Annotated in this window: 9 protein-coding genes and 1 pseudogene; 3 read left to right on the plus strand and 7 right to left on the minus strand. The window is 71.9% G+C overall.

Going from position 1 to position 15,933, the window contains the following annotated elements; all coding sequences use genetic code 11:
- The 3 genes from F9278_RS25675 to F9278_RS25685 all read right to left on the minus strand — a co-directional run bounded on the left by F9278_RS25675 (position 1) and on the right by F9278_RS25685 (position 9,017).
- Positions 1–1,755, minus strand: coding sequence for a diflavin oxidoreductase (locus tag F9278_RS25675; RefSeq protein ID WP_226966938.1), 1,755 nt, complete (start codon positions 1,753–1,755; stop codon positions 1–3).
- On the minus strand, positions 1,752–7,274 hold the full coding sequence (locus F9278_RS25680; protein ID WP_152170421.1) for a glutamate synthase-related protein: 5,523 nt from the start codon (positions 7,272–7,274) through the stop codon (positions 1,752–1,754). Before F9278_RS25680 ends, F9278_RS25675 begins: the two co-directional genes overlap by 4 nt.
- A gap of 264 nt (positions 7,275–7,538) precedes the next feature.
- On the minus strand, positions 7,539–9,017 hold the full coding sequence (locus tag F9278_RS25685; protein WP_193241627.1) for a hypothetical protein: 1,479 nt from the start codon (positions 9,015–9,017) through the stop codon (positions 7,539–7,541).
- A gap of 471 nt (positions 9,018–9,488) precedes the next feature.
- Between F9278_RS25685 and F9278_RS25695 the strand changes: the two are divergent.
- Together F9278_RS25695 and F9278_RS25700 are read left to right on the plus strand one after the other, a co-directional pair.
- Positions 9,489–9,845, plus strand: a pseudogene (locus tag F9278_RS25695) (glycoside hydrolase); the annotation flags it as partial.
- 128 nt (positions 9,846–9,973) lie between these two features.
- Positions 9,974–10,696, plus strand: coding sequence for a polysaccharide deacetylase family protein (locus tag F9278_RS25700; RefSeq protein WP_152170424.1), 723 nt, complete (start codon positions 9,974–9,976; stop codon positions 10,694–10,696).
- Between the two features lie 90 nt (positions 10,697–10,786).
- On the opposite strand, the gene F9278_RS25705 is transcribed toward F9278_RS25700, so the two are convergent.
- The 4 genes from F9278_RS25705 to F9278_RS25720 form a co-directional block, all read right to left on the minus strand.
- Positions 10,787–11,170 carry a MerR family transcriptional regulator gene (locus F9278_RS25705; protein ID WP_152170425.1) on the minus strand — a complete coding sequence of 128 codons (384 nt, stop codon included), beginning with the start codon at positions 11,168–11,170 and terminating at the stop codon, positions 10,787–10,789.
- A gap of 213 nt (positions 11,171–11,383) precedes the next feature.
- Positions 11,384–13,018: a DEAD/DEAH box helicase gene (locus F9278_RS25710; RefSeq protein ID WP_152170426.1), complete on the minus strand. Its 1,635-nt coding sequence runs from the start codon at positions 13,016–13,018 to the stop codon at positions 11,384–11,386.
- A 182-nt stretch (positions 13,019–13,200) separates the two neighbouring features.
- The gene (locus F9278_RS25715) at positions 13,201–13,404 is read right to left on the minus strand and encodes a cold-shock protein (RefSeq protein WP_030600152.1); all 204 of its coding nucleotides are present in this window, start codon (positions 13,402–13,404) and stop codon (positions 13,201–13,203) included.
- Between the two features lie 402 nt (positions 13,405–13,806).
- A complete protein-coding gene (locus tag F9278_RS25720) occupies positions 13,807–14,337 on the minus strand; it encodes a DUF5990 family protein (protein ID WP_226966939.1) in 531 nt (176 codons plus the stop codon).
- 489 nt (positions 14,338–14,826) lie between these two features.
- Here F9278_RS25720 and chvE point away from each other — a divergent pair, with 489 nt between their 5' ends.
- Positions 14,827–15,921, plus strand: a complete 1,095-nt coding sequence (gene chvE, locus F9278_RS25725) for a multiple monosaccharide ABC transporter substrate-binding protein (protein WP_152170428.1) — start codon at positions 14,827–14,829, stop codon at positions 15,919–15,921.
- Positions 15,922–15,933: the final 12 nt, after the last annotated feature.

A 15,933-nucleotide genomic window follows, 5' to 3' on the forward strand; every position in this document is an offset into this window, starting at 1 on the left:
TCAGTACACGTCCCGTACGTAGCGCTTGGCCCGGCGGAGCGTGGCCAGGTACTCCGCCGCGTCGTCGTCCCCGCGTCCGCGCTGCTCGGCGATGACGCCCAGCAGGGCCGTCTCGACGTCCTTCGCCATGCGGGAGGCGTCGCCGCAGACGTAGACGTGCGCGCCGTCCTCCAGCCACGCGTACAGCTCGCGCGACCGCTCCCGCATCCGGGTCTGGACGTAGATCTTCTCGGCCTGGTCGCGGGAGAAGGCGAGGTCGAGCTCGGTGAGGACGCCCTGGTCCCGCAGCAGGGTCAGTTCGTCCTCGTAGACGAAGTCCGTCTCGCGGTGGCGGTCGCCGAAGAACAGCCAGTTGCGGCCGGAGGCGCCCCGCGCGGCCCGCTCGTGCAGGAAGCCGCGGAAGGGGGCGATGCCCGTGCCGGGGCCGATCATGATCATGGGAGAGGAGTCGTCCGCCGGGACGCTGAAGGAGGCGTTCGGCTGGAGGTAGATGCCCACGGTCGAGTCCGCACCGACCCGGTCCGCCAGGTAGGTCGATGCCACGCCCTCGTACCGGTCGTACCGCACGGACGCGACCGTGAGGTGGACGCTGCCCGGGTGGGCCAGCGGGCTCGACGAGATCGAGTACTGGCGGGCCTGCAACGGGCGGAGGAGGGGCAGGAGTTCGGGGAGGGCGGGGGCCTTGGGGCCCGCGTCCCGCAGCAGGTCCAGTACGTCCCTGCCCCAGAGCCAGGAGTCCAGGTCCGAGCGGTCGCCGTGCGCGACGACCGAGGCCAGCTCGCTCTCCGGGGCCCGCTCGACCAGGTCCGCGATCAGTTCCTTGGACGGGGTGCGGATCTCCCGTTCCGTGCGCAGGAGTTGGGTCAGCTCCGGCTGGTCGCCGCTCTCGCCGAGATGCGTCAGGAGGTCGGTCACCAGCTGCTCGTCGTTCAGCGGTACGACGGCCAGCGCGTCGCCCGCCTCGTAGGTGATGCCGCTGTCGGCGAGGTCGAACTCGTAGTGGCGGATCTCCTTCGCGCTGTGGGGGGAGGAGAGCAGCCGGTTCGTGGTCAGCCGGGAGGGGTACGGGGTGCGCTTGTTCCAGGCGGAACGGGGGCGCGCGGGCGCCTTGGGCGCGGGCGCGGCGGTGGCCGTCGCGCCCGTCTCCGCGGCGACCAGGTCCAGGACCGCCGCCGTCCACTCGGTCGCCGGTTCCTCGTAGTCCACGTCGCAGTCGACGCGGTCGTGCACCCGGGTCGCCCCCAGCTGCTCCAGCCGGGTGTCGATGAGCTTCGCCGCCTGGCAGAAGTCGTCGTAGCCCCGGTCGCCGAGCCCGAGGACCGAGTAGCGCACGCCCTCCAGGCGGGGGGCCGTGTCGGACTGCAGGGCCTCCCAGAAGAGCCCGGCGTTGTCGGGCATCTCGCCCTCGCCGTACGTCGAAGTGACGACGATGACGTGGGACATCGCGGCGAGCGCGTCCGGGGTGACGTCGTCGAGCGCGGCGGTCCGGCCGCCGAGGCCGCGGGCGCGGGCACCGGCGACGATGTCCTCGGCCACCAGCTCGGCGTTGCCGGTCTGGGTGCCGATGAGGACGTCGATCGTCGCGGCGGGCGCGTCGGAGCCTGCGCCCTCCCGGCGTCCGGCGGCGGCGACACCGGCGAGGAACCCGGCGAGCCAGGACTCCTGCTGGGCGGAGAAGGGCGCGTCGGCCGGGATCAGGGTCCCGGTCGGGGGCAGGTGCGAGGGCATGGCCGAGGTGGTGGGAGGGAAGGTCATGCGGTCACCGTCTCGGTCGGGGCCTGCGGGGCGAGGCGTGCGGCGATGTCGTCGAGTGCCGCGTTCGCGAGCAGTTCGTCGAACCGGGCGGCGCGGACGCGGCCGGCGTTCTTGATGGTCTGGTGGACGATCCAGCCGTAGGTGCCGGGGGCGTCCACGCTCAGGTTGTTGCGCTGCTTCAGGGCGCGCTTGTAGTCGTCGAGGCGCTTGATCGCGATGAGGGTGGCGAGTTCGCCGTCGTCGAAGCGGTCCAGCGTGCCGCGCAGATACTTCACGACCCGCTGCTTCACGAAGAAGTCCTCGGTGAGGATCAGGTTGCGGACGGCCGCCGTGACCTTCGGGTCGTCCGGGCCGGTCGCGCCCGGCACCCGCTGGAGCGCGAGATCCTGCGCGACACCGAGGACCGTGTACGACGACAGCAGCGAGAACATGTCGTCGCTGCCCTGGTCGCCGAAGGCCGGGGCCCGGCCGCCGAGGACGGTACGGCGGTCGCGGTAGTCGACCTTGAACGCCCGGAGCTTGTCCGTCGCGACGGAGGTCGCCAGCTCGTCAAGGAGTTCGGAGCGGGTGGCCGCGGCGAGGATCTCCCCCGCGTCCTGGTAGAGGAGCAGCGCGCGGGGCATCCCGCAGTACACGTGGTCGCGTTCGGCGGACCAGTTCTCCAGGAGGCGGGCCGCGAACGGCGACCCCGTGGCCTCCACGTGCCAGGTCAGCAGCAGCCGTACGGCCTCCTCGTGGAAGGCGCCGTGCGCGGTGTCCGTCACCGGGAAGACGAGCAGCGAGTCGGCGCTCACCCGGCCCGCCAGCTCGCCCGAGGGGTCGTACTGGTAGAGGAAGCCGCCGCTCATGCCGTTGCCGAGGCCCTTGCCGAACCCGCCGAGGTTGAGGACCGTACCGCCGGTCATGTACTCGCAGCCGAAGTCGCCGACGCCCTCGACGACCGCCGTCGCGCCGGAGTTCCGTACGGCGAACCGGTCGCCCGCCTCGCCCTGCACGAAGGTACGGCCGCCGGTCGCGCCGAACAGCGCGAAGTTGCCGACGAGGACGTTGCCGCCGCGTTCGGTGCTGCCGCCGCCGGGGGCGCGCACGACGATCCGGCCGCCGCTCTGGCTCTTGCCGACGCCGTCGTTGGCGGTGCCGGTGTGTTCGAGGGTGACGCCGTCGTTGCAGAAGACGCCGTACGACTGTCCGGCCGACCCGGTGGTGCGGACGGTCACGGCGTCGTCGACCAGACGGCGGCGGCCACGGTCGTCGGTGGTGATGGAGGGGACGGCCGGGACCCCACCGTCGAACTCGTGGTTGAGGAGCCGCTCCACGTCGATGCCGAGCTGGCCGCCCACCGACTTGTCGCTGTTGCCGAGGCGGACGCCCTCGACCAGCAGGGACGGCTCGCGGCGGTCGATCAGGGCCGCGCGGACACGCTCGATGAGGGCGTCGTCGGTGGTGAAGTCCTTCTCCAGGTACTCCGGGTCCTCGACGATCTTCTCGGGCACGCGTGCGAGGAGGCGGCGGACGTCGAGGCGGCCGACGCTCGCCGGGTGGTCGAGCAGCTGGAGCAGGTCGGTGCGGCCCCGGGCCTCGCGCAGCGAGCGCAGGCCGAGGCGGGCGAGGATCTGGCGGACGTCGTGCGCGATGTTGAGGAGGTACTGGGCGAGGGCGCGCGGGTCGCCCTCGAAGACCTCCGGGTTGGTGGTGAGCCCGGCCGGACACTTCACGTTGCAGTTCTTCGCCATGACACAGCCGAGCATCATCAGCGCGGTCGTGCCGAACTCGAAGCTGTCGCCGCCGAGGAGGGCCGAGGTGACGACGTCGCCGCCGGTCTGGTGGGCGCCGGAGCAGCGCAGGACGACCTTCTGGCGCAGGCCGTTGGCGACGAGCGCCTGATGGACCTCGGCGACGCCGATCTCCGCCGAGCGTCCGGCGTACTTGAGGCTGGTGACGGCCGCCGCGCCCGTGCCGCCGGTGTTCCCGGCGACGTTGATGACGTCCGCGCCGGCCTTGGCGACCCCGACCGCGATGGTGCCGATGCCCTCGGAGGACACCAGCTTGACGATGACGCGGACCCGGGCGGCCTTGCAGTCGTGGATGAGCTGGGCGAGGTCCTCGATGGAGTACGTGTCGTGGTGGGGCGGGGGCGAGATCAGCTCGATGCCGGGGGTGCCGCCACGGGCGGCGGCGATGTCCACCGTCACCTTCGGCGCGGGCAGCTGGCCGCCCTCACCCGGCTTCGCGCCCTGCCCGATCTTGATCTCCAGCTCCTCCAGCATCGGGTCGGCGAGATAGCCGGCCCAGATCCCGAACCGGCCGGACGCGAACTGCTTGATCCGGGAGCCCCGGATGGTGCCGTACCGGGTGTGGTGCTCGCCGCCCTCGCCGCTGTTCGACATCGCGCCGACCATGTTGGTGCCGTGCGCGACGGCCTCGTGCGCGGTCGCCACGAGCGCGCCGTGACTCATCGCGCCGGAGGCCAGCGAGCGGGTGATCTCGTGCGCGGGCTGCACCTCGTCGAGCGGGACGCTGTCGGGGGCGGTGTCGAGGAGGGCGAGGAGACGGGCGGCGGGGCCGGTGGCGGAGACGACGGTCCCTTCGGCGTCCGCCCGGAGGGTTTCGACGTCGCCGGGGTGGATGAGCGCGAGTCCTTCGGCGAGGGCCGCGTGGCGCTCGGCCGCGTCGGGGCCGGGGGCGGTGAGCCGCAGCCGTACGCCTTCCTCCGTGACCGTGACGGCCACCCCGCGCACGGTGACGCTCGCGTTGCCGTCGGTCGAGAACCGGCCCAGCTCACGGGCGAAGTCCCCGGCCGTACGCAGCCCCGTCACATCGGCGGGCAGCGCGAGCACGTCCCGCAGCGCGGCCGGGCGGCGTGAGCGCTCCTCGTGCGTGGTCCGCAGGAAGGCGCGGTAGCCCGGGGTGATCCGGAACGCGTCGATCTCGGCCTCGCTGAGCGCGTCGTACCCGGTGTTCCGGTACGCGGCGTCGGTGATGCCGAACGCGTCGTCGAGCTGGCCGAGGGTGAGCAGGCGGAGCGCGTCCGGGTCCTCGGGGCGGCCGAACCCGGCCCGCTCCTCGACCATGTCGCCGAAGCCGCGTACGGCCGTGACACCGAACGAGTGCCCGGCGCCGTCCGAGCGCTCCTTGAACAGGCCGAGCAGCGGGACCTGCCCCTCGGTCTCCACGGTCCGGGCCCGCTCGTGCCAGTCCGTGGCGGCCTGCGCGATACGGGCGAAGCCGACACCGCCGACCGGGGCCTCCATGTGCGGGAAGGTCCGCGCGAACACGTCGTCGCGGGTGTCGAGGTAGTTCGGCTCGAAGAACTCGCCGCCGATGTAGCTCTCGGCGGTGCACAGTCCGACCCGGCCCATGGTCTTGGCGAGGGACTTCTCGGCGGCCTTGCGGAACTTGGCGAGCGCCCGGTCCGTCTCGGTGATCTCCCCGGCGGGGGCGGGCGCGCTCGGGAACTTCTCCTCGGCGCGCAGCCGGGCGCTCAGGCTGTAGACGGCGGAGGCGCCGAAGCCGAGCGCGGTCGCGACATGGTGGGAGGACGCCAGCTGGCCGCTCTCGGCGACGAGCGAGACGCGCAGCCGCAGCCCGGTCTCGATGAGCCGCTGGTTGACGGCCGCGACGGCGAGGATCACCGGCAGCGGCGCGTGGGTGGAGGACACGTTCCGGTCGGTGAGCATCGCGATGCCGCCCTGCTCGGCGGCGAACCGCTCGACGTCGTCGCAGAGCCGGTGCAGGGCCGTCCGCAGCGCGTCGGCGTTCGCGGTCTCGTCCCCGGCCACCGGGTCGTAGAGCATGGCGAACCGCTCCAGCGGCACGATCCGCTGGTCCCGCAGCCGGACCATGTCGAGATGCCCGAGCACGGGCGAGGAGACGACGAGCTGGCGGGCGTTGGTGCTGCCGGTCCCGTCGGGCTTCTGGCCGAGGGCGACCCGCATGCTCATGCCGTCGGCCTCGCGGATGCTGTCCAGCGGCGGGTTGGTGACCTGGGCGAAGCGCTGCGAGAAGTACTTCGCCATACCGCCCTCGGTGTCGCTGAGCGCGTTGATGGCGTTGCCGTAGCCCATCGCGGAGATCCGCTCCGAGCCGGTGGCGAGCATCGGGTCGAGCATGAACCGGAAGCTCTCCTGGTTCAGCGCGTACGCCACGTACCGGCCGGCGAGGGTGAGGTCGCCGTCGTAGCCGAGGGTCGTCGTGCCCCGGTAGTAGTCGGGGGCGGGCAGGTCGTCGAGGTGCACCCGGGCCGCGTCGAGCAGCTCGCTGTACGGGCGGCGCGCGGCGAGGGAGTCGAGGACGTCCCGGGTGCGCATCACGCTTCCGGTGCGGTGGTCGACGACGAGCATGCCGCCGGCCTCGATACGGCCCCGGTGCACGACCTCGTCGTCGGGGAACGTGACCTGCCCGGCCTCCGAGGCCACCATCAGGTACTCGGCGGTCTCGACGGTCCGCAGCGGGCGCAGCCCCAGCCGGTCGAGACGGGCGCCGACCACGTCGCCGTCGCTGAAGATGAGCGCGGCGGGGCCGTCGTTCTTCTCCTCGTAGAGGGAGAAGTACTCCAGCATGTCGCGGACGTCGTCGGGCAGGGTGCGGTCGTTCTCCCAGGCGGGCGGCATCAGCGACACGACCGCCTCGACGAGGTCGAGACCGTCGTCGAACACCCGGCTCTGGAGGGTCTGGTCGAGGCGGCTGGAGTCGGACTGGCCCGGCGGGCGCACGATGCTCCGGGTCCGGGCACGCGCCAGCGCCTCGTCGCTCAGCCGGTTCTTCCGGTCCGTGTTCAGCTCGCCGTTGTGCGCCATGAGCCGGAACGGCTGGGCCATGGTCGGATGCGGCTCGGTGTTCGTGGAGAACCGGGTGTGGAAGTAGAGCGAGCGGACCGAGTGCCGGGGGTCGGTCAGGTCGAGGAAGTACCCGACGATCTCACCGGAGTTGAGCCGGCCCTTCAGCACCTGGGTGCGCGCGCTGAGGGAGAGCGGGTACAGACCGGCGTACGTGTCGGTGTCGGCGTAGGCGACGGCCTCGACGGCGAGCAGGGCACGGTTGGCGGCCGAGTCGACCTCCGTGCGCTCCCAGTCCTCCGGTGCCCGGAACACCCACTGCACGATGGGCAGTTGGTACTGCTCGGCGGCGGGCGGGGCGACGGTATGGTCGACGGGCACATCACGGACGAGGAGCAGTTCGAAGCCCTGCTCGGCGATGCTGCGGGCCACGAGGTCCATGGCGCCGTCGCGGCGGCCGGCGTCGGTCGGCACGAAGCAGTTCGCGACACCGAAGTGCCCGGCGCGCAGCCGCTCGCCGGTGAGCGCGCCGAAGAACTCCACGGACAGGTCGATGCTCACGCCCGCGCCGTCGCCGACCCCCTCGGCGGACTTGCCGCCGCGGTGCGGGATCGCGCGGAGCGCCTCGTCGCCCTTGCGGATCACGTCATGGCTCGGCGTCCCGTCGAGGCGGGTGAGGAAGCCGACGCCGCAGTCGCTGTGGTCGAGGGCGGGGTCGTAGAGACCTTGGGGGGTGTGAGTCACGTGGCGGGTCCTGAGGCAGCGGGTTCCGGCTGGGGGGTGCCTCCCAGGCCCTGGGGCCTGTGGGAGGAACGGCCAGGCTGCGTCGCTGGAGCGCTCGCCGCGGGCGACCCGTGTCCGGTGGGACGTGGGGCCCTGAGTGGTGCGGTGTGGTGGTGCGGTGTGGTGCGGTGTGGTGGTGCGGTGTGGTGGTGCGATTGGACATAGTAAGGCTTGCCTAAGTGTTGCGGCAAGGGTGTGTCCTGCACGTATGTGCGGGGCGGGCGGTCAGGGGTGTCGGCGGGCGATGACGGCCTCGCACTCCTCGACCAGGTGGCGGGTCGCGCCGTCGAGCGTGCTGAACGGCTGGAGCCGGGTGGCGACGTCGCTCAGCCGGCCCGTGAGATCCTCGCCGATCGCCCCGTCCGCCGGGCCGCTCCCGGACGCGGCGATCAGGGCGAGGAGCAGCCGCGCCCAGGTGCCCCCGAACTCGTGGAACCGGAACCGCATGGCCGTCACCTGGGCCCGGGAGGCCGAGGCGAACAGGCAGTGCGCCTGGATTCCCAGGACACCGGCCGCGGTGAGATGGTCCGGGCCGGGGTGGCGCAGCAGGCCGACGGCGACCTCGGCGAGCAGGGTCGCCAGGGCGGGCGCGGTCTCCGGTTCGCAGCGCAGGGACGGGGTCACGGCCGTGGCCCCGTCCGACGGGTCGAAGACGAGGTCACGCAGGACCGACGGCACCTTGTCGTCGCCGAGCGCGCGGGTCGCGGCGGTGATCGCGGCCGAGTAGGACACGACCGGGCGCCCGCCGCCGCCCTGCGGGCCGCGCCCGGTGAGGGACTGCCATTCCCGAGTGGCGTCGGCCTCGGCCGCCGGATCGATGCCTCGGGCCTCCCGGACGAGGTCGTTGCCCTCGGTCGTACGGCCCGCGACGCGCAGGTTCAGCCCGTGCCGGGTGAGCGTGGAGACCAGGTCGGCGAGGTCGCCGGGGCTGTCCGACCGGGCCATGACCCGCGCGGTGTGCAGCTCGGTCCCGCCGGCGGCGAGGGCGATCTCGGACCTGCCCTGCTCGGTGTGGACCCGGGCCGCGATGCCGGCGGCCTGCCGCAGATACCGGCCGTGCATGACGGACACGGCGAGGGGACCGCTGTTGATCTCCTCGCCCTTGGACAGGTAGTAGCGGACGGCCCAGTCCGCCGAGCAGACGGCGAGGTCCCGGTCGCCGTAGTCGTAGAGCACACCCGCGTTCATGCTCAGCACCCGGGCGAAGTCGAGAAGATAGGGGCTGGCGGCGTCACCGGCGTCGAGTTCCAGATGGCCGATGACGGCCTCGTCCGACTCGACGAGGGCGGACACCCCGTGTCCCAGGGCGCTCAGCGCCTGCGCCTTGCGGGCGTGGACGTCCGCGAGGAGCGGCACCATGGCGGACGCGGCCTCCCCGCCGGGTCCCGCGAGTTCCTGGTAGACGGCCGCGCACTCCGTGAGCGCGTCGACGGCCCGGCCCGGTTCGCCCGCGCTGGTCAGCGTGGAGCCCAGGCCGTACAGCAGGTTGCCGAGCATCTCCCTGGCCGCGCGGTCGGCCGGGTCCCGCTCGATCAGGACGTCCATCATCCCCCGGGCCTCCTGCTGCAAGGCCACGCCCTCGGCGGGCCGCCCGCCGAGCATCAGCACCTGCGCCTCGGTGAACAACTCGCCGACCCGCCGCTTGAGATCGGCGCCGTCGTCCCCACCCGTCGCGCCCGACCTGGGCCGCCGACGCCACTTCATACGCCCTCCCCCTGCCCCTCCCCCTGCCCCTGCCCCTGCCCCTGCCCCTGCCCCTGCCCCTGCCCCTGCCCCTGCCCCTGCCCCTGCCCCTGCCCCTGCCCCTGCCCCTGCCCCTGCCCCTGCCCCTGCCCCTGCCCCTGCCCCTGCCCCTGCCCCTGCCCCTGCCCCTGCCCCTGCCAGCCCCGGGGCTTTCATCCCCTGCCAACATCCCTGTAAACAAGGGGAGTTGTCGGTCTGGACCAATCACGCACCGCCCGCGATGATGACGCCGCCATGACATTGGTGGTGGGTGGATCTCATGGAGGGTGGTGGAGGGGAATCGTGCGAGGAACCCTCGTCAGGGCCGCGCTGGCCGCCGTGTTCCTGCTGCCACCGCTGGCACCCGCCCCGGCGGTCGCGGTCTCGGACGCGGTCTCGGGCGTGGTCTCGGGCGTGCTCGCGCGGGAGCCCGCCGGGGCCACCGAGGCCGCCACGGAGGTGGTCGTCGACGAGCGGTATGTCGTGCCGGGCCGGGACTGGGCGAGCGGCTACACCAAACTCCAGTGCCCCGAGGGCCACTTCCTGACCGGCTACGGCGTGCGCGGGGCCGCCGTCTCCGCCGCGCTGTGCGTGCCCGCCCCGCCCGGCTCGCTCACCGGCACGGGCGGACGCACCGTCTGGTTCGACCGCGGCGACGACCGGGGCCCCGCGCCCAAGGGCGGCGACTTCGCCCAGGGCCACTACAAGGGCCAGTGCGCGGACGGCGAGTACGCCGCCGGGATCGCCTGGACGGGCCGCGTGGGCTCGTCGCGCACCCCCGACGCGCTGTACTGCCGGCCGCTGCGCTGAGCGCGGACAGAACAATCCCAACTGGAGCGAAATGCTCCGCCCATCGCGTACATCCAAGGCCGTGTCGTGTGCGTCTTACAGGCAAGTCCGCTGCTCGTAAGGGAAGTTCACCGTCTCCGGAGGACCTGATGCAACGACGCCTCGTCATTTCGGCCACCACCATCGCCGCGCTCTGCGCCGGCACCCTCGTCGGTACCGCCTCGTCCGCCTCCGCCGCCCCCAAGGCCGTCGACTGCCGCAAGGTGAAGTGCGTGGCGCTCACCTTCGACGACGGGCCGGTCAAGGACACGCAGCGGCTGCTGAACCTCCTGAAGGCCGGCGGCGACACCAGAGCGACGTTCTACGCCGTCGGCACGAACGTGCAGAAGAACCCGGCGACGGTGAAGGCCGCGGCGACGGCCGGGCACCAGATAGGCAACCACAGCTGGGACCACGCCGATCTGACCAAGCTCAGCGCCGCGAAGATCAAGTCGCAGTTCTCCCGCACGGACACCGTGATCCAGCAGGCGACGGGCAAGAAGCCCACCACCGTCCGCGCCCCCTACGGCGCCCACAACGCGGCCGTCCGCTCGGCCGCCGGACGGCCGCTGGTGCACTGGAGCGTCGACACCCTCGACTGGAAGTACCGCGACACCGCCCGGCTCGTGAAGTACGTCAACGCGCAGACCAGGCCCGGGGACATCGTCCTCATGCACGACATCCACAAGACGACGGTCGACGCGGTGCCGGGCATCATCAAGGCCCTCAAGGCGCGCGGCTTCCACTTCGTGACCGTCGACCAGCTCTTCGCCCCGACGAAGCTGCCGAGCGGGAAGGTGACGTACCACAACCGTGCCGCGTACCGGCCGTGACCGGGAGAGAAGAAGGAAGGAAGAAGCAAGGAAGAAGCAAGGAAGGAGGAGGAAGGAGGAGGAAGAAGGCAAGGGGCGCGGGACTCCTGATCAGCCGGAGCCGGAGCCGGAGCCGGAGCCGGAGCCGGAGCCGGGATCGGTGTTGTCGGGGGTGTCGTGTCCGGCGCGGCGGCGGTACTCGGCGTTGATGCGCTGGGCCTCCTCCAGCTGGTCCTCAAGGATGACGATGCGGCAGGCGGCGTCGATCGGGGTGCCCCGGTCGACCAGCTCGCGGGCGCGCGCGGCGATCCTCAGCTGGTAGCGGGAGTACCGGCGGTGTCCGCCCTCCGAGCGCAGCGGAGTGATCAGCCGGGCCTCGCCGATGGCTCGCAGGAACGCGGGGGTGGTGCCGAGCATCTCGGCGGCCCGCCCCATCGTGTAGGCGGGGTAGTCGTCGTCGTCCAGACGATCACTGAGCGGGTTGTCTGCTGTCATGTCACCTCGTTGTGCAACGCGTAGAGGGGCCCCGGCGCCGTATGGCGCCGGGGCCCCGGGGAAATTCAACACCATCTGTCGGGGTGCGGGGATCGCGGCCGGGTGGGACGACGGAAGGGCCCCGCCGACGTGTGTCGGCAGGGCCCTTCCGGGATCACTGCGGTTCTCCGCCTCGCCGGCGGTCTCGCCGGGCGGTCTGGCCGGGTCGCTCGGCTAGGCCGCCTGGTCCACGGCGGGCCGTCGCGGGCCGCGCCGCCGGGCCGCCTGACCGGTCGTACGGTTCTGAGCGGACGTACGGCTCTGACCGGACGTACGGCTCTGACCGGACGTACGGCTCTGAGCGGACGTACGGCTCTGACCGGACGTACGGCTCTGTCCGGTGCCGTCGCGGCGGCCCCGGGACGAGCGGGGCGTGGACGACGCGGCACGGCGTGCGGGGCGGGCCGGGGCCGGTGCGGTGATGACGACCGGCACCCCGGACGGGGGGCGGGCGCCGGTGATTCGGCTCAGCTCCTCCTCCCCGGACCGTACGGAGGTGATCCGCGGGGCGATGCCCGCCGCGCTCATCAGCCGGCTCATGCCGCGCCGCTGGCCGGGGGTCACCAGGGTGACGACGGTGCCGGACTCGCCGGCGCGCGCGGTACGGCCGCCCCGGTGGAGGTAGTCCTTGTGGTCGCTCGGCGGATCCACGTTGACGACCAGGTCGAGGTTGTCCACATGGATGCCGCGGGCCGCGACGTTGGTCGCCACCAGCACCGTCACATGGCCGGTCTTGAACTGGGCGAGGGTCCGGGTGCGCTGGGGCTGCGACTTGCCGCCGTGCAGCGCCGCGGCGCGGACGCCGCTCTTCAGCAGATGCGTGGTCAGCCGGTCCACGGCGTGCTTGGTGTCCAGGAACATGATCACCCGGCCGTCGCGGGCCGCGATCTCGGTGGTCGTCCGGTGCTTGTCCGCCTCGGGGACATGGAGCACGTGATGCTCCATGGTGGTGACCGCGCCCGCCGAGGGGTCGACGGAGTGGACCACCGGGTCGCTCAGATAGCGGCGGACGAGCAGGTCGACGTTGCGGTCCAGGGTGGCCGAGAACAGCATCCGCTGTCCGCCGGGCCGCACCTGGTCGAGCAGGGCGGTGACCTGCGGCATGAAGCCCATGTCGGCCATCTGGTCGGCCTCGTCGAGGACGGTGATGTCGACCTGGTCCAGCCGGCAGTCGCCGCGGTCGATGAGGTCCTTGAGGCGGCCCGGCGTCGCGACGACGACCTCCGCGCCGGTCCGCAGCGCCCCCGACTGCCTGCCGATCGACATCCCGCCGACCACGGTCGCCAGCCGCAGCCGCACGGAGCGGGCGTACGGGGTGAGCGCGTCGGTCACCTGCTGCGCGAGTTCGCGGGTGGGGACGAGGACGAGGGCGAGCGGCTGGCGTGACTCCGCGCGCCGGCCCGCCGTACGGGCCAGCAGCGCGAGGCCGAAGGCGAGGGTCTTGCCCGATCCGGTGCGACCGCGGCCGAGGACGTCACGTCCGGCGAGGGAGTTCGGCAGGGTCGCGCCCTGGATGGGGAACGGCACCGTCACGCCCTCCTGGCCGAGCGCGGCCAGCAGCGGCGCGGGCAGGGCGAGGTCGGCGAACGCCTCGACGGCGGGCAGCGCGGGTGTGACCGTCTCCGGCGGCGCGAACTCGCCCTGGAGGGTGGTGCGCCGGCGGTCGGAGCCCTTGTGGCGCCGAGGGGCGTCCGAGCGCTTGGCGTCGGACGACCGCGAGCGGTCGAAGGAGCGGGTGGAGCGGGTGGAGCGGGTCGTGCGTTCGGTCCTTGCGGTGCGTGCGGTGCGTGCGGTGCGTACGCGGTTCAAGCGGAACCTTCCTCTATGTGACACGTGGGCACGTAACAAGGAATTTCCGCAGCAGGAAGGAACGGCGCAGAGAATCGCGAGAACGAGCCGGGGACTGGGGGCGCGCGTCCAGAAACGCGGCGAGCTGGGGCCCGCACCCCAAGGTGCGGGCCCCAGCTGCGAAGAATGCGTTGCCGCAGGCGTCAGGCGGGAACGATGTTCTCGGCCGTCGGGCCCTTCTGGCCCTGCGCGATGTCGAAGGACACCTTCTGGCCCTCCTGCAGCTCGCGGAAGCCCTGGGTGGCGATGTTCGAGTAGTGGGCGAAGACGTCGGGGCCGCCGCCGTCCTGCTCGATGAAGCCGAAGCCCTTTTCCGCGTTGAACCACTTCACGGTACCGGTGGCCATGTCATTTCTCCTTCGGAGACGATTTACGGAATTCACCCTGTGCGGATTCCGTTTTGTCGCCGTGCTGATTAACCCGTCGGAAAAATGAACCTTCTGGTAACCACACCTGCAACTGGCATCGACATTAGCATGATGCCATCGCCCCTGGGTGATCGATGTTTTTGATCCGTCGGAAGATCGAGGGGAGAACGAGGGGAGATCGAGGAATACTCGTGGCGCCCCCGACCTATTTCTCCTCTCGCGAATACAGATATTGGTTCGCGTGGATGTGGTGTTCCGGCCGGGTGTCGCCGGCCGTGGCGCCGTGACCTCCTTCGATGGGCCTCGCGGACGCTCGCGACGCGGGTGCGCGGGGTGGTGGTGAAGGCCCCGGAGTCCCGTGACGGCGACGAACGTCACATCTCACATCGGTGGCGGCGCGGTCCAGGTGATGTGCGGGGGCTCGACCCGTCCGCACAGCGGGCCGCCCCGCGCGTCGGTGAGACCGAGACGGCCGACCAGCAGGCCGTCGCGCGCGGCGGCGGCGAGTACGTCGGCGGGGACGACGTCCAACATCAGCTTGGCGCGGCGGAACATCGTGAAGGTCCCCGACTCGTCGACCGTGCCCCACGACAGATAGACGAACCGCCTGCCCAGCCGGTCCTGCACATAGGGGCCCTTGATGTCGGTACCGGCCGACGAGGTGCTCGCGGTGCACTCCAAGGTCCAGGTCGCGGACGAAGCGTCGCCCGGCCGCGGCTCCAGAAGCTCGGCCGGCCGGTCACGGCGCTGGACGGCGACATGGAGAACCCCGGACGCGGGCACCTCGGTGCCACCACCACCGTCGGCGGCGGCGGAGGCGGTGGCGGAGTCGGCGGAGGAGGAGGCGGCGGAGGCGGCGGAGTCGGGGCGGGTGAGGCCGGGCAGGTCGACGGCGTCGATGCGGATGCGCATACGACCCATCATCCTCGCCGCCCCGAGTCAGCCCCGCCCGAGCCGTCGCCTGCCCCTGCCGTCGCCTGCCCCTGTCGTCGCCTGCCCGAGCCGTCGCCTGCCCCCGCCCTCGTCCGCTCCGTGCCCGTCCGCTCCGTGCCCGTCCGCTCCCGCCCTCGCCCCTCGGCCTTCGCCCGCTCCCGCCCGCTCCCGCCCGCTCCCGCCCGGCCCTCCCGCCCGCTCCCGCCCGGCCCTCCCGCCCGCCCCCGCCCGGCCCTCCCGCCGTGCCCGCCCGGCCCCCGCCCTCGCGCGCGCCCCCACCTGCCCCCTCACCCGCGCGCTACCTCCGGCGGCCTTGAGCGACCGTGAGCGAGCGTGAATGCTTTCTGGAACCGTTTGTGTTCGTTCCGTTGACACTCCGACACGTCCCCTCCTAATGTCTCGCCCACCTTGCGACCAAGCGACGAGATTTCGAACAACGGGGTTCAAGTGCGCACCGGATCGATCAGCATGCCCAACCGAAGAACCGCACTCGGCACCTTCGCCGGAGTGGCCTGTCTCGCCCTCACCGTCTCCGCCTGCGGCGGCGAGACCACCGGGGGCAGCACCGAGCGCGGCACCATCGGCGTAGCCATGCCCACCCGGGCCTCCGAGCGCTGGCTCACCGACGGCAAGAGCGTCGTCGAGGACCTGGAGGGCAAGGGGTACAAGACCAGGCTGGTGTACGGCGACGACGATCCGAAGGCCCAGGTCGCCCAGATAGAGAAGCTGATCGCACAGGGTGTGGACGCGCTGATCATCGCGGCCATCGACAACAAGTCCCTGAACGGCGCGCTCCGGAAGGCCGCCGCCGCGGACATCCCGGTGATCTCCTACGACCGGCTCATCCTCGGCACCAAGAACGTCGACTACTACGTCTCCTTCGACAACGAGCAGGTCGGCCGCCTCCAGGCCCGCCACATCATCGAGAAGCTCGGACTGGAGGACGGCAAGGGCCCGTTCACCATCGAACTGTTCGCCGGCTCCCCCGACGACAACAACACCAAGTTCTTCTACGACGGCGCGATGCACCTGCTGCAGCCGTACCTGGACAACAAGCAGCTGGTCGTCCCGTCCGGCGAGACCGAGATGGACCAGATCACCACCCTGCGCTGGGACGGGCCCACCGCGGAGAAGCGGATGAAGCGGGTCCTCGCCGAGTCGTACGGCAACGAGCGGCTCGACGCGGTCCTTTCGCCGTACGACGGGATCTCCATCGGCGTCCTGAACGCGGTGAAGGCGGACGGCTACGGCGCCGCGGGCAAGCCCCTCCCGATCGTCACCGGCCAGGACGCCGAACTGGCCTCGGTGAAGTCGATCATCGCGGGCGAGCAGTCGCAGACCGTGTTCAAGGATCTCCGCCAACTCGCCGAGATGGCCTCGAACATGGCCGACGACATCCTCAACGGCGAGACGCCGGAGCTGAACAACCGGCGGTCCTACAAGAACGGCGTCAAGGCCGTCCCCGCCTATCTGTTGCAGCCGATCAGCGTCGACAAGAAGAACTACGAGTCCGTGCTTGCCGTGAGCGACCTCTACACCCCCGAGGACCTCAAGCAGCCGTAGCCACCACCGGCC

This window comes from Streptomyces phaeolivaceus (assembly GCF_009184865.1).
In the GTDB taxonomy this organism is placed as follows: Bacteria; Actinomycetota; Actinomycetes; order Streptomycetales; family Streptomycetaceae; genus Streptomyces; species Streptomyces phaeolivaceus.